The organism is Mycobacterium ostraviense (genome assembly GCF_002705925.1).
GTDB classification, from domain to species: domain Bacteria; phylum Actinomycetota; class Actinomycetes; order Mycobacteriales; family Mycobacteriaceae; genus Mycobacterium; species Mycobacterium ostraviense.
Window position 1 is genome coordinate 5,091,466 of sequence record NZ_NKRE01000001.1, and the last position, 13,518, is coordinate 5,104,983.

Here is a 13,518-nt window from a genome sequence, read left to right on the forward strand (position 1 = left end):
TCGTAAACTCCAACAAGCGACATCGGGTACGCCGCACCAGCCCAGATGGGGACGCCTCCGCGCCAGCCCACCAGCGCCCGTCCAGCAGGCCGCATGAATGTTTACGAACAGGCACTTAGCGGACGGCGTACGTGGTCAGGTGCCATCGGGTGCGCCTCCTTGGTCGGGGCCGGGTCTCGTGAGCTTAGTCTTCGGCTCTGCTATTCCGGCCGAAGACATGCGCGCCGGGGCTTACCATGCTGGGCATGATCACGACCCGCGTAATCGGTGTTGGCGAATATCAGATAGCTCCGAGGAAGCCGGCGTCATCAATGCGCGGTATGTCTCTTCTGGTTCGGTTCGGTCGAACGGCGGGATCGGTTCGGGACGGGCCAGAGGCGATACGTCCAATGGCTTCCCCGGCGATTACCGTGTGCAATACTTCGACGCCGCAGGCGAATTGACCGGGGATCTCGACTTGCGGATCCAGCGGGCCGGAGCATCCTATCGGTTGACCTGGTGGCACCGCTCGCAGAATGTCAGCCTGCCGGCGGCGGTCGGCGTAACGGTCTACGAAGGCATCGGTTGTCCGAACGGAGAGCGATCCATGGCCATTGCCTATTGGATGGCGGAAAGAGTGTCAGCGGCAATTGAAGGCCGGCCGCTGCTCTGAAACGAATCCACCCGGGAGGCACGTTGAGACACAGGTTGTTGTTACTCGCCGTCGCTGTGGCGCTGGCCGTAACGGCCTGCGGCGGAACGTCTCACCCGCGCCTGTGGGGAGCGTTCACCGAACGTGGCTTGGCCAACGTCCCGATGAAGCCCGGCGTCAATGTTCGGGTCTTCAACGACGTGAACCTGGATGCGCACGGCTACATCAAGTACGACAAGTCGAACGGATACCTGACACTGCACCCGGGCACGTATCGCATCGATGGCTGGTCGCTGACATCGTTCGGTGTCAAGCTGACGCCGGAGCAGCAGGCGGCCGCTTATTCGGCTCCGGGCTATGCGTTCTTCTGGAATGTCGACCAGAAGAAGATGGAGATCCTGGGTCCGCTTCAAGATCCCCGTTATTCGCAACAGAGCATCATCAATGGCGTGCTCACGATACGCAAGACGACGAATTACTTCGTCGGCCATCAGAACGGCGACAAGGTCGACGGGATAAGCCTGCAGCTCTACGATCCGAACATCAAAATGCCCGATGGACAGGTCTCGACCAACCACGCGTTCGCGCAACTGGTCGTCGAGCGGTTGTAGCGCCGCCGGCCCGTTCGCCAACCCGGCGGCAGCGCCGGCGGAACAGCCAAGACTTTGCGTCCCGGAATAACGACACGGAATCGTTGGCGAAAAACATCGATAACGAATGTCCACCGTTACGTCATCTAGCGCCAAAATCTAAGCCACACCACACATGAGACAGCGTGTCCTGGCAGCCACGACCGACGTAGATCCGCCGGGGATAGGGGGATCGTGCTCGAGCGGTTCCGGGCTGCGTGTGCGATGGTGGCCGCCTTGTCGCTGGGCGCCGCAGCGGTCTCGTCGAACACCAGGGCCGACGAAGAGGGTGATAGTGGCGATGACCGGTATCGGGCTGGTCAACGCCACCCGCACCACCGAGATCGCCCATGATCGCTTCACCTGCTCGTCTGGAATTGCCGTTGGCGCAGTGGTGTTTTCGGGTGTCGCCGGCGCCGCCGGACGCACCGCGATAGGAGACGTGTCCCGGCGCGTTGGACTCTGGACAACGGCGCGACATTTCAGGCCGTCGATCCCGGCATGCTCGCCGCGGCCCAGACTTTGGCCGTCAGCCTGGGCAACGTCAACAATCTCGGCAATCCCGCCTGCCTGTGCAAGCACGTGCCCACCGTGCCACTGATCAACCTGGGACGTCAGCCGCAATTATTCGTCGGCGGCGACGGCTCCAGCATCGACAACAACAACGGCCAGGCGTTTCCCTGTATCCCCAACGCCGGCGACGTCTTTGGTTGCCAGCCCTGCGCGGCGCCGCACCGCTCACTTCTCTACACCGGTAACTTTCTGCACGCGCTATTGCCGTTCCTGGCCCACGGCTTGCTCAGCAACCTGAAGGTACCGGTGCAGAACCCGGCCTTCGACGCGGTGGACCAGGAGACGGCGGCGGCGCAGGCGGTCGCCAATGCGCGCGGCATACCGTTTCTGGGCATCCGCGGCATGTCCGACGGCCCCGGTGACCCGCTGAACCTCCCCGGCTTTCCGTTCCAGTTCTTTCTCTACAAGCAGATCGCGGCCGAAACGCCGCACTGGTTGCCCAGGCGTTTCTGCAGAACTGGGCCGGCGCCTAACGCGCCCGGCTATCCGGCACCGCGAGCGACCGGGCGGGTCGGATCCGAACTCCACTCGGACCACGATCCGGGATACAGCGCCGCCTCACGACCCAACGCGGCGAGCGCGGCGACGATGATGGCAGCGGTGATACCCGATCCGCAGTAGGCGCCCACCGGGCCGTCGGGATCGACGCCGCGGCCGGACAACAGCCGGGTAAGCGCGTCCGCGTCGCGAAATGTTCCGTCGCAAGCCAGTACGGTGGCACTGGGAAGATTTATCGCGCCGGGAATGTGACCGGCAACCGGGTCGACCGGCTCCACATCGCCGCGGAAGCGCTCCGGCGCCCGTGCGTCCAGCAGCGGCACCGCGCCTGACCCGGATTGCTGCGTAGTCAAGGTACGCCGGCGTCCGGCGGCCAGATCATCATGGCGCACAAGCACATTCCCGGCGGGTGGCGTCACTGGTCCAGTCTCCAATGGTTCTTCAGCCGACCGCCACGCGGCCAGGCCGCCGTCGAGGATGCGGACGTTGTCGATCCCGGCCGCGGTGAGCACCCACCACGCTCGCGCCGAACCGGCCCGGTCCCAGTCGTCGTACGCCACGACCAGGCCGTCCTGCTGAATTCCCCAGCGGCGCGCGGCCGCCTGAAGGCTGCGCCCCGACGGTAGTGGGTGACGGCCGCGGCCGACGACGGTGTGGTCGCTGAGTTCGTCTTCCAGGGAGACGTAGACCGCCCCGGGTAGGTGGCCCCGCAGATAGGCGGGATGGCCGTCCGGTTCGTCGAGTCGCCACCGCACATCGAGTAACGTGACCGGCTCAGCGGACCGGATCAGGCTGGCCAGCTCAGTGACGCTGATCAGCACCTGGTCTCTAGCGCTCACCCGATTCACCTCGTTGTCCGCGGAGGGGGTTCCGTCGAAGGCGACAACGAGCCTAGTGCCCGGCCAAACGATTCAGGCCGCGTTACCGGCAATCAACGGCGCAAGCAGTGACCGGTCGAAAAAGACTTCGTCGTGCACGACTTTTCCGTCGCGGAGAAAAACGATGTCGACGCCATGGATTTCGAGATGAGCATCCTCGGCGCGGAGCCGGAACGTGGCGTCCCATGTCACCGCGGCGCCGTCCGCGCCCTCGAACGGGAACACCTCCCGAGCCGACCAGGTCATCTCCCAGCGATCGAAAAGCTTTGAGAGGTAACGGCGTAACGCGTCGCGACTCTCGATGGCCCCCGCACCGATGTTGGGATCACGATAGAGGAAGGCTTCGGTGTACCACGCTACGACCTCTTCGACATTGTGGCGGTTCCATGCGCCCAGAAACGCCTCGGATTGACGGAGCCACTCGGCTGTGTCCATGACCGCCTCCTACAGATCGAGCCATCACAATTTTAGAAGCATCGTTCTAAAAGTCAAGCGCGGCGAAGTCTCGTCGAGCACAATGTGTCGGGTGGGCAGGCCGCGACGACACGACACCGAAGCGATGCTGGACGCCGCGCGCTCGATCGCGCTGGAGCGCGGGGCACGCGCAGTCACCGTCGACGCGATCGCCGCGCTGAGCGGTGCTTCGGTGGGTTCGCTCTACAACCGCTTCGGCTCCCGCGACAAGATCTTGACCGCCGCATGGCAACGAGCACTCGAGCGCTTCCAAGAACCGTTCCTGGACCAGTTGCGCCGGGACAATCCCAATGACGCCGCGCTTGGCGCCGCGCGGTGGATCATGGAGTTTGCCCGCAACCAGCCCGACGATGCGCGACTGCTCGCCGCGTTTCGCCCCGCAGATGTGCTTGCCGATCCCAATGCCCCGGCGGCACGGCGTCTTGCCAGTGGCAACGCCGCCATTCGCGATGCGCTGCGCAGACTTGCCGAGCGCACCGGCGGGGATAATCGCGCCCGCGAACTTCTGTCACTGGCCATCATCGATATCGCCGGCGGCGCAATTCGCCGACGGCTGCTCAATCGAGCACCGATTTCTGCGGCCTTCGAAGCCGACGTCCTCGCCGCTGTCGGCGCCGTACTTGACCGCATTGCGCTCAGCTGAACCTCAGCTAAACATGGCCGGTTTGCTGGGATTGGTCCGAGACCGGGCGCACCGGGCGATACCTTGGTGGCACCGGCGAAAGTAGGTGAACCAGATCGGTGGCGCGGTCGCTCTTCAGTAACGTGACGATGTGGCTTGCGGCAGCTGTCGCGACGGCGGGCCCGGCTGCAGCGGTGCCCAACACGCAGTGCGCGCTGGCCACACCGGTCCAGGAGGTGTCCAGTGTGTCGCAGCTGCCGCCGGAGCTGCGACACACTCCTGCCACCGATCGCGGACATCGGTGCGCCTTTCAACAAGACGGACGCGGTCACCGGTCCGTCATTGCCGTTTCGGCGACTGATTCGTGTCGGTAATCGCGGCAGCGACTGGTTTGTCTGGTACGAACACGGCGGCCTCACCCACTTCTGGCAGCCGGTGGTCGTCCGCGTTGTATCTGGCTCCGCGACAACGACATTGGCGAACGCCGGAACCATTTCCGACACCTTGTGTAGCTTCACCGACGGCGTGTTCGCCGGCACCGTTCCGCCCTATCCACAAGGCACCTGGGCCGAGGCTGGCTACTGAGACGTTTCAATGTCGATGCGAGGTGACGCGGGCGTTCACTTCGTGACGTGAGGGCCGTCTCCCAAACCACCTGGGAACGGCGGGAATGGCCACCGTCGGCACCAGTGGCCCGCTAATATCCGGCGTGGCCGCGCGATGCGGCAAATTCCGACAGAGAGGGACACCTCATGGGACTCGTCATCGGCGTCCTGGTGGCAATCGTGGCAGTCGTCATTGTGCTGCTGGTCATGGTGATCGCCGGCTACAACGGTCTTGTTCGGGCCCGCAACGCCTACAAGAATGCGTTCGCGCAGATCGACGTCCAGATGCGCCGCCGCTTCGACCTCATCCCCAACCTGGTCGAGACGGCCAGGGCATACATGGCCCACGAGCGCCAAACACTGGAGGCCGTGGTGAATGCCCGCAACATGGCAATGGCGGGCCTATCGGCCGCACAGGCGAACCCGGGGGATCCCGCTGCGATGCAACAACTCTCAGCCGGGCAGCAGCGGCTGGACGGCGCATTGGGCCGGCTTATCGCGGTCGCCGAGAGCTACCCCGACCTCAAGGCCAACCAGACCATGATGCAACTTTCGGAGGAGTTGACCTCGACCGAGAACAAGGTCGCGTTCTCCCGGCAGGCCTACAACGACGCGGTCATGAGCTACAACAACCGCCGCGAAACGTTCCCGGGCAACATCTACGCGGGCATGTTCGGCTTCACCGCGGCTGCGCTGCTCGAGCTTCCGCCGGATCGCCCGGAGATGCGGGAAGCGCCGCGGGTCCAGTTCTGACGCATCGATCGGCGTGAACTTCTTCGACCACCAGCGCGCGGCCCGGAGTAGCACGCTCAAGCTGGTGTTCCTGTTCGTCGTCGCCGTGGTGGCGATGGTCGCCTTCATCGATGCCGCCGCCGCGGTCGCGATGACGTATCACAGGGCCGATCCCTCAGCGGTCCTCGGCGTCGTCGTCGGGGTCACGGCGGTGACGTTGGTGATCATCGCCGGCGGCATGATTACCAAGACGGTCGCGCTGCGCCAGGGTGGGGCGGCCGTCGCCGCCTCGGTCGGGGCCGTCCAAATCGACCCGACGAGCTCCGACCCGCGGTTGCGCCGACTCGTCAACATCGTCGAGGAAATGTCGCTGGCATCCGGGGTGCCGGCTCCGCGCCTGTTCGTCCTGGCGGAGGAGCCCGGCATCAACGCGTTTGCGGCCGGTTTCACCCCGGCCGACGCGGCGATCACCGTCACCAGCGGGGCACTGTCGCAGCTCAATCGCGACGAGCTGCAAGGTGTGATCGCCCACGAGTTCAGCCACATCCTCAACGGCGACATGCGGTTGAACATCAGGCTGATCGGACTGTTGAACGGGATCCTGCTGATCGGCCTGACCGGTTTGCGGATCCTGCAGTTTGGTGGCGGCCGGGGCGGCGGTTCCAAGAATGGCGCGCCGATCTGGATGATTGCGCTGGCGATGATGGTGCTGGGCTTCATCGGGGTGTTCTTCGCCAACATCATCAAGGCGGCGGTGTCACGTCAGCGCGAATGGCTGGCCGACGCGTCCGCGGTGCAATTCACCCGTCAGACCAACGGACTCGTCGGGGCGCTGAAGAAGATCGCGGGCATCGCGTCCGGATCGGCGCTGCGCGACACCCGCAGTGCGACCGAAGTCAGCCACATGTTGTTCGGCGAGGGCCGGCGGTCGTTCCGCGCGTGGTACGCGACGCATCCGCCGCTGGTGGACCGGATCAAGGCGCTCGACCCCAGCTTCGACCCGGGTGAGGTGGCCGCGCTGAAGCAGCGCTACGGACAACGATCACCCGACGGGCTCGCCGAGGACGCGATGGCCGGATTCGCCCCAACCGGCCCTGCCTCGGCTGTCGGCGCGGCCGTTCCACCCGCCGCGACGGGGGCAGGGCCGGTCGGGGCGGGTCGGCGTGGCATCCGTCCCGAGCAGGTGGCCGATCGCGCCGGCACGCTCACCCGGGCCGACCTGCTGCACGGCGCGGCGCTGCACGCCACGATTCCACCGGAGGCTCGCCGGCTGGCCACCCAGCCGAGCACCGCCCCGGCCGCGATCATCGCGTTGCTGCTGGCCCCTGCTGGCGATCCACTGCATGCTCGCCAGCTTGACTCGGTGGCGCAGCGGCTCGGGGACCCGGAGGCGCAGGCAGCCGCCGCGCTCGTGGACACGATGACGGCGTTGCCCGCCGAGCTACGGCTTCCGTTGGTCGATCTGGCTATCCCGCAGCTCGCCGCCCATCCGCCCGCCTTCCGGGAGGCGCTGTTGGGGGTGCTCAACGAGCTCGCCGTCGCGGACGGCTCGGTGTCGATGTTCGAGTACTGCGTGACGCGGCTGGCCTGGAGCTACCTGCAGGACGCGGCCAATCCGCACCGCCGAAGCAAGGTCGGCAATGGCTCGCTCGACCAGGTGCGGCCGACGGTGACGACGTTGCTCGCGACGCTCGCGGTCGCCGGCGCCGGCGATCAGGAGTCGGCTCGGCGGGCCTACGACAGCGCGCTGCATCGGCTGTACCCCGACGCCGCTGCGTCACCGCCGCGGCAAGTGACCTGGCAGCAGGCGCTCGACCAAGGCTGGGCCGGACTGGACGGCCTGGCGCCGAAGGCCAAGCAGGCACTCGTGGAAGCAATGGCCGTGGCGGTGACCGCCGACGGCACCGTGATGACGGCAGAGGCCGAGATGCTGCGTGCGGCATGCGCATTGATGCACGTGCCGTTGCCCGCATTGCTCGCCTGACCGGTCAAGCCGATCCGCCTTGCGGGCCGTCCGGGTGGTTACCGCCAGGCTTCCCAGCTGACCATGGTCCGCATCGGCCCGGCGAACACCGGCCGTACCGCTGCGGAGCGCCAACGCTCTTCGACGGCCGGAGCCAGCGCGATGGTGGTGGCCAGCGGGTCACGAGGCTGCCACTTCGGCGAGCGCGTGCAGGTTCTCCAGGTAGTGCGTTAGGCAGCTGTGGACGAACGTGGTGCAGATGGTGATGGCGCCGTGCGCGGCGGTCTCGGCGAGGACGTCGCGGGTCAACTGGGGCTCGCCGATCGGGTCCAGCGGTGCCGAGGGCGTGAGCACCACTTCGAATCCCGGCCGGATTTCGAAGCGGCTCAGCCACTCTCGGGCTTGCCGCAGGCTCACGTTGAAGGGCGCCCAGCCGTCGGCCAGCGTCGCGGCTCGCCGCAGTGACCGCAGGGTGCGTCCGCCGACCCAGATGGGGACATGCGACTGGACCGCGCATGGGTCGACGACCATGCCGTCGAAGGAATAGAACTCGCCATGGTAGGTGGGCTCGGGCACCGACAGTGCCGAGCGCAACGCTCGCAACGCGTCGTCGGCCCGTGCTCCACGATCGGCGAACGGAACGCCGATGAGCTGGAATTCCTCTTCGAGGCTGCCGACGCCCACACCGAGGATGAGCCTGCCGCCGCTGACGGTGTCCAAAGTGCCGTAACGCTTGGCGATTTCGAGCGGATGGTGATAGCCGAGCACCAGCACGTTGGTGGCCAGCCGAATGCGCTTGGTGCGCGCGGCCAGGTAGCCCAAGGTGGCCAACGGATCCCAATAGCGGGTCCCGCGGCGCCGCTTCTCGGCTTTGGGCAAGGCGATGTGCTCGCTGCAGGTCAGGTGGTGGTAGCCGAGCCGGTCCGCGGCTTCGGCGATCTGTGCCAGGTCCTCGACGGAGGCGTGCCTTTCCCAGTCGGCGCTGACCCCGGGCAGCATGGTCACCACCGGCGTGGCAATCGACAGCTTTGCGGCGACGGCGCTCATCGCGCTAAATTCTAACAGTGCTCGAATTATTTCGAACGCCGCTCGAATAGGCGGGTTCAATGACCTCCACGGAACGGCGGGCGTACGGCGAACTCGACCGCGCTCAGGTGGTGGCATGCCTGCACAACCTGGCCCGGCGGGTGGGCGTGCGGCAGGTGACGATGCGTGAGCTCGCCGCCGAACTCGGCGCCGCGGTCCCGTCGGTGTACTACCACGTCCCCGGCAAGCAAGCCGCCCTGGATCTGCTCGCCGAATCCGTTCTGGCCGACATCCCCGAACCCGAAGCCGGCCCCTGGGACACCCGGCTCACCGACCTTTACTGTGCCGCACGCGAAGTGATACTCGACGTGCCCGGCATCGCCGGCGTCCTGCAAACCAGCGGCGGCGGGGAACGCGCCCGCCGCCTGGACACACTGAGCCGCGCCCTTCTCGCCGAAGCCGGACTCGTAAAAAGCGTTGCTGCCGCGGCACATTCGGTGCTATACACCTATCTGCTCGGTTCGATCAGCCTGGAGGAGTCCCGCGGCAAGCGCCAGCCCGCATCGCGGTTCCGGGCCGGACTCGACGTCGTCATCGCCGGTATCAAGGCACGCGCGGAGCACTGATGAGCACCCCGAAGCTGAGGCCGCTGATTGTCGAAAACCACGACAGCCCGTCCGGCCAGGACGCCGCCGCGGTGCTGAATCCGGATACGTATCTCGCCGGGGCGCCGTTCGAGGCGTTGAGCCGGTTACGGGCCCACGCGCCAGTGCATCCGGTGCAACTGACCGGACTGCCCAGAACGTGGTTGCTGACCCGCCACGCCGATGTGCGACTGGTCAGTCGCGACACCGAGGCGTTCACCAGCAGCAAGGGCAACACCCTGGTGGCTGTCGAGGCCGCGCCTGACTCGGCGATGCTGCCGGGAATCGACCCGCCGCGACACATCCACTACCGCAAGCTGATCAACCAGGGCTTCAGCGCCCGCAATGTGCTGCGCCTGGAACCGCGGATGCGCCAAGTCGCCCGCGACATCGTCGCCAACATCATCGATAGGGGCGAATTCGACGCCGTCACAGATATTTCCGCGGAAATATCGCTGCAGGTGATCGCCGAGGTTCTGGGTGTGCCCGCCGCGGACCGGATGGCCGTCTTCCGCTGGAGCAACGCGATCGGAAGCCTGGGTATCGAAGACTCCGACTACGCTCCCACACCCGAGGCGCTCGGGCAGGCGGTCACCGAAATGTTCGCCTACTGCGGCGAATTGGTCGAACACCGGCGGAAGCACGGCCTCACCGACGACATCCTGTCGGCTCTGCTCGTTGCCGAGGTCGACGGCGACCGGCTCAACCGCGACCAGCTCAACGAATTCTTCCTGCTGCTGGCGATCGCCGGCAACGAGACCACCCGCAACACCCTCAGCCAGGGCATCCTGGCGCTGTCCGAGCACCCCGACCAACAGGCGCTGCTGGCTCGCGATCGTGACGCGGCCAAGCCCGCCGTCGAGGAACTGCTGCGCTGGGCCACCCCGGTGATGCACTTCCGCCGCACCGCCACTCGTGATGTCGAGATCCGTGGCCAGCACATCCGGGCCGGCGACTGGGTGCTCATGCACTACCTGTCGGCCAACCGCGACGAGGACGTGTTCGAGCGGGCCGCCGAGTTCGACATCACCCGCGAGCGGTCCGGTCTGGGGCCCGACCATGTCGCGTTCGGCGGCGGGGGAGTGCACTTCTGCCTGGGCGCTCAGCTGGCCCGTCTGGAACTGCGGGTCATGCTGGAAGAGTTGTACCCACGCGTGCCCGGCCTCGCCGTCACCGGGCCGCCCGACCGGCTGCGGTCCTCGTTCTTCCACGGGATCAAACGGCTGCCGTGTGCGGTGGGTTGAGCAGCGGGCCGCTCGCCTTCGGCCGCAGTCGCCGCCACCGGGGATCGAGGTCAGTCGAGGTCGGCCGGGTCGAGCAGCTGCACTTCCTCGAGATCCATCTCCGCCTGCACCTCACGCAGCACGATGTCATCGATCAAATTCTTGTTGCGCAGCGCGGTGACGGCCTGCCGCTGATAATCCAGAACGCCGAGCCGGACCCGCCGGACCAGATCGCAGTGTGCCGCCAGATCGCTGGTCGCGGAGTCGGCGCCGTTCGCCCCGACGAGTTCGGCGCGTTCTTTATAATCGCGCTGCAGGCGTTTCACAATCTCGGTGCCGGCCCCGAGCGCGTCGGCGACCTCCGGCAAGGCTTCCAGGGCGGCCTCGGCGCTGCGAGTTCGGGCCAACTGCAACTCGTCGGCACGAGTGACGTCGTCCGGCATTCGGGCCCAGCGGACCACCGCGGGCAGTGAGCTGCCCTGGACCAGCACCGTCACCAGAATCACGATCGACACGACAAAGATGATCAGGTTGCGGTCGGGGAACGGTGCGCCGCTTCGCGTGGTCATCGGGACCGCGAGCGCTGCCGCCAGCGAGACCGCGCCGCGGAATCCGGCCCAGCTGGTCACACAGCGCTGGCGAAAGCCGACGTGGGGGTGGGGTTTGCGCAAGGACCGGTCCACCGCGCGTCCCAGTAGGGTGGTCACCTCGACCCACACGATTCGGGTTGCGACGACCACGCCCGTGACGACCAATGCCAGGACGGTGGCGCGACGCAGTCCGCCGCCGACGTCGGAGATGTGCTCGATCGCGCCGGGGATCTGGACCCCGACGAAGACCCACAACGACCCGTTGATGAGGAAAGTCGAGATGTCCCAGAATGCGAACGATTGCAGGCGGGAACGCGCCCGAATCACCCGCGGGCCGGTGTAAGCGAGCACCAGCGCTGACACCATGACCGCGACGACGCCGCTGCAGTGCAGCGATTGGGCGAGCAGGAACGCCGCGAACGGCGTCATCATGCTCAGTGCGCCTTCCTCGAGCGGTGCGTCAATCCTGCGGCGCAGCATCGTCACCAGCCCCCCGACCAACAGCCCCGCGGCGATCCCGCCCAGATAAGAGGCGACAAAACGGCCGACCAGGGCGGCCGGCCCGATCCCCGGCGCACCTTCGGCGACGGCCACGGTCACGGCGAAGAGGACCAGCGCCGTTCCGTCGTTGATGAGGCTCTCGCCTTTCAAGACGGTGAGCGTGCGCCGCGGCAATCGTTTGGCCAGGCCGGCCACCGCGGCGGCGTCGGTGGGCGAGAGCACCGCACCCAGCACCGCCGCAGCGTGTGACTCCATGCCGAATGCTCGTGCGGTCCATGACACGGCTACCGCGGTGGCAATCACCAAACCCACGCTGAACATGATGATGACGCGCAAGTTCCAGCGGATTTCACGGAAGCTGGTGTTCAGGCTTTCCCAGTAAAGGATCGCCGGAAGGAATAGCAGCAGCACGATTTCGCCGTCGATCTCGACGCTTCCGAACCGGGGGATGAGACCCAGCAGCGCGCCCAGCAGGATGAGCAAGACCGGCGGTCCCACCCGGTAGCGGCGACCCAGAAGGGTTCCGGCAACCACGGTGGCGACGAGCGTGACGATAACGACGAGGCCGAACACCAGCCCATCTTCGCCTAAGGACACATCGATCCCGCGACCACATGGCCTGAATTACGAGCAGTCGCAACAGTCTCCACAGTCGCAGCAGTCTCCGCAGTCGCAGCAGTCTCCGTCGCAGCAGCAGTCTCCACAGTCGCAGCAGCAATCACAGCAACATGCGTCGGTGCAGGTGTTCCAGCATCCCTGTTTGGGACTTTGCTCCGGATTGGGCGGTAGCTCACCCGGATCGCCCGGGTAGGGGCCGGCGCCCATCGCCTGGTCGCCGAAGTTGATCCCGTCCTGCTCGCCATGCGGTGTTCCGCCGCGCGCGGTGTAACCGGCTCGGTTGAAGGTGCGCGATATCGCGCGGCGCACCTCGCGGGTCAGCAACCGCCGCGCCAGTCGTCCATCGGTGAAGTCGACGTCGGCCAATGCCAGTTCGATGCCCCGCGCCGCGTCGTCGCACAGGGTGCGGGCCGCCGCGGCGGGTGTTCCCGTGGCCGCCAACGGGTTCCACTTTCCGTGAGCCGCGTCGTCGCGGCAATCCTCGACCGCGTCGAGCACATGTGCGGTCCGCCCGAACAGCCGCCCAACCTCACGCAGCGGCTCCTGGTTGGCCGGTCGGCCGGCCAACACCGCGGTATATGCGAAGGCCGCGGCGACCGCGGTCTCGGTGGGTTCGGTCACCAGCAGTAGCGAGCAGCCCGGGCCCGCCCGACCGACCATCGCCTCGAGCTCGGTCTGCCGGTCGATCGCGGCGACCAGCACGCCGGTGTCGAATCCCAGGGAGTTTCCGGCATCGGTGCCCTGGCGCACCCAGCGATCGGCGATGCGGCGCGCCGCCACCCGCACCGGGGCCGCACCGACCACGCCGTCACGGTCGTCGACGTGATCGCGCACCCGCGCAGCGGCCAGTGCCAGCGACACCACGGCGGCCAGTCGCACGCACTCACCGGTCGCCACGTCCGCACGCCGCATGCCGCGCAATGGACACCGACGGGCGGTCCGTCGCGTTGGTCGCGTGTCGGACTGCGCCTCGACCAGCAGCGAGACCACCAAGCCGTCGTAGTTGGTGGCGATCCGCGCGGCCTGGCCGTAGTCGTCGCGCAGCGCCAGGCACAGTCCGCATAACTGCGCTCGCCATATTGCCGTGAGTTCGCCACCGAGCCGGTGACGGCACGGCCGGATGATGCCAAACACGCGTTGAAGCTACCGGACTGGGGCTGGACTAGGGCCGGACTCGCGCCCGGAAACGCCGCGCAGTTGAGCGGCGCGAGAGTTCGCCCGGGTTGCCGGCACTCGCCGGCCAAGCAAACGTCCTTGCCGGCCAACGCGATCCCGATCAGGCGACTATGCTGCAAACCCTGATTGAAGGGC

General features: G+C 66.7%; 12 protein-coding genes. 7 read left to right on the forward strand and 5 right to left on the reverse strand.

All coding sequences use genetic code 11. From position 1 onward, the window contains the following. The first annotated feature begins 178 nt into the window (after positions 1-178). A complete protein-coding gene (locus tag CDN38_RS23665; protein ID WP_233027010.1) occupies positions 179-652 on the forward strand; it encodes an adaptor complexes medium subunit family protein in 474 nt (157 codons plus the stop codon). A gap of 23 nt (positions 653-675) precedes the next feature. Beyond that, the gene (locus tag CDN38_RS23670; protein ID WP_233027011.1) at positions 676-1,242 is read left to right on the forward strand and encodes a hypothetical protein; all 567 of its coding nucleotides are present in this window, start codon (positions 676-678) and stop codon (positions 1,240-1,242) included. A 1,073-nt stretch (positions 1,243-2,315) separates the two neighbouring features. On the opposite strand, the gene CDN38_RS23680 is transcribed toward CDN38_RS23670, so the two are convergent. Both CDN38_RS23680 and CDN38_RS23685 read right to left on the reverse strand, forming a co-directional pair. Further along, on the reverse strand, positions 2,316-3,170 hold the full coding sequence (locus CDN38_RS23680; protein WP_075513664.1) for a sulfurtransferase: 855 nt from the start codon (positions 3,168-3,170) through the stop codon (positions 2,316-2,318). A gap of 72 nt (positions 3,171-3,242) precedes the next feature. Further along, entirely contained in the window at positions 3,243-3,644 is a 402-nt protein-coding gene (locus CDN38_RS23685) for a nuclear transport factor 2 family protein (protein ID WP_075513654.1), read from the reverse strand. Between CDN38_RS23685 and CDN38_RS23690 the strand changes: the two genes are divergently transcribed. The 3 genes from CDN38_RS23690 to CDN38_RS23705 all read left to right on the forward strand — a co-directional run bounded on the left by CDN38_RS23690 (position 3,643) and on the right by CDN38_RS23705 (position 7,626). Next, positions 3,643-4,326 carry a TetR/AcrR family transcriptional regulator gene (locus tag CDN38_RS23690; RefSeq protein ID WP_082277437.1) on the forward strand — a complete coding sequence of 228 codons (684 nt, stop codon included), beginning with the start codon at positions 3,643-3,645 and terminating at the stop codon, positions 4,324-4,326. The two genes, CDN38_RS23685 and CDN38_RS23690, sit on opposite strands and share 2 nt — an antisense overlap. Positions 4,327-5,057: 731 nt before the next feature. After that, positions 5,058-5,663 (forward strand): LemA family protein, encoded by a 606-nt coding sequence (locus CDN38_RS23700; RefSeq protein WP_036402506.1) that lies wholly within the window; start codon positions 5,058-5,060, stop codon positions 5,661-5,663. Between the two features lie 13 nt (positions 5,664-5,676). Next, positions 5,677-7,626, forward strand: a complete 1,950-nt coding sequence (locus CDN38_RS23705; RefSeq protein WP_075513657.1) for a M48 family metalloprotease — start codon at positions 5,677-5,679, stop codon at positions 7,624-7,626. Positions 7,627-7,785: 159 nt separating this feature from the next. Here CDN38_RS23705 and CDN38_RS23710 read toward each other — a convergent pair whose 3' ends face one another. Further along, positions 7,786-8,652, reverse strand: a complete 867-nt coding sequence (locus CDN38_RS23710) for an LLM class F420-dependent oxidoreductase (protein WP_075513658.1) — start codon at positions 8,650-8,652, stop codon at positions 7,786-7,788. A 59-nt stretch (positions 8,653-8,711) separates the two neighbouring features. On the opposite strand from CDN38_RS23710, the gene CDN38_RS23715 reads away from it, so the two are divergent. Together CDN38_RS23715 and CDN38_RS23720 are read left to right on the forward strand one after the other, a co-directional pair. Beyond that, a complete protein-coding gene (locus tag CDN38_RS23715; protein WP_075513659.1) occupies positions 8,712-9,257 on the forward strand; it encodes a TetR/AcrR family transcriptional regulator C-terminal domain-containing protein in 546 nt (181 codons plus the stop codon). Then, positions 9,257-10,519: a cytochrome P450 gene (locus tag CDN38_RS23720; protein ID WP_075513660.1), complete on the forward strand. Its 1,263-nt coding sequence runs from the start codon at positions 9,257-9,259 to the stop codon at positions 10,517-10,519. Before CDN38_RS23715 ends, CDN38_RS23720 begins: the two co-directional genes overlap by 1 nt. 50 nt (positions 10,520-10,569) lie before the next feature. Here the strand turns inward: CDN38_RS23720 and CDN38_RS23725 are convergent, their stop codons facing one another. After that, positions 10,570-12,162 carry a Na+/H+ antiporter gene (locus tag CDN38_RS23725; protein ID WP_075513661.1) on the reverse strand — a complete coding sequence of 531 codons (1,593 nt, stop codon included), beginning with the start codon at positions 12,160-12,162 and terminating at the stop codon, positions 10,570-10,572. 51 nt (positions 12,163-12,213) lie between these two features. Then, positions 12,214-13,341: a DUF5685 family protein gene (locus CDN38_RS23730; RefSeq protein ID WP_075513662.1), complete on the reverse strand. Its 1,128-nt coding sequence runs from the start codon at positions 13,339-13,341 to the stop codon at positions 12,214-12,216. Positions 13,342-13,518: the final 177 nt, after the last annotated feature.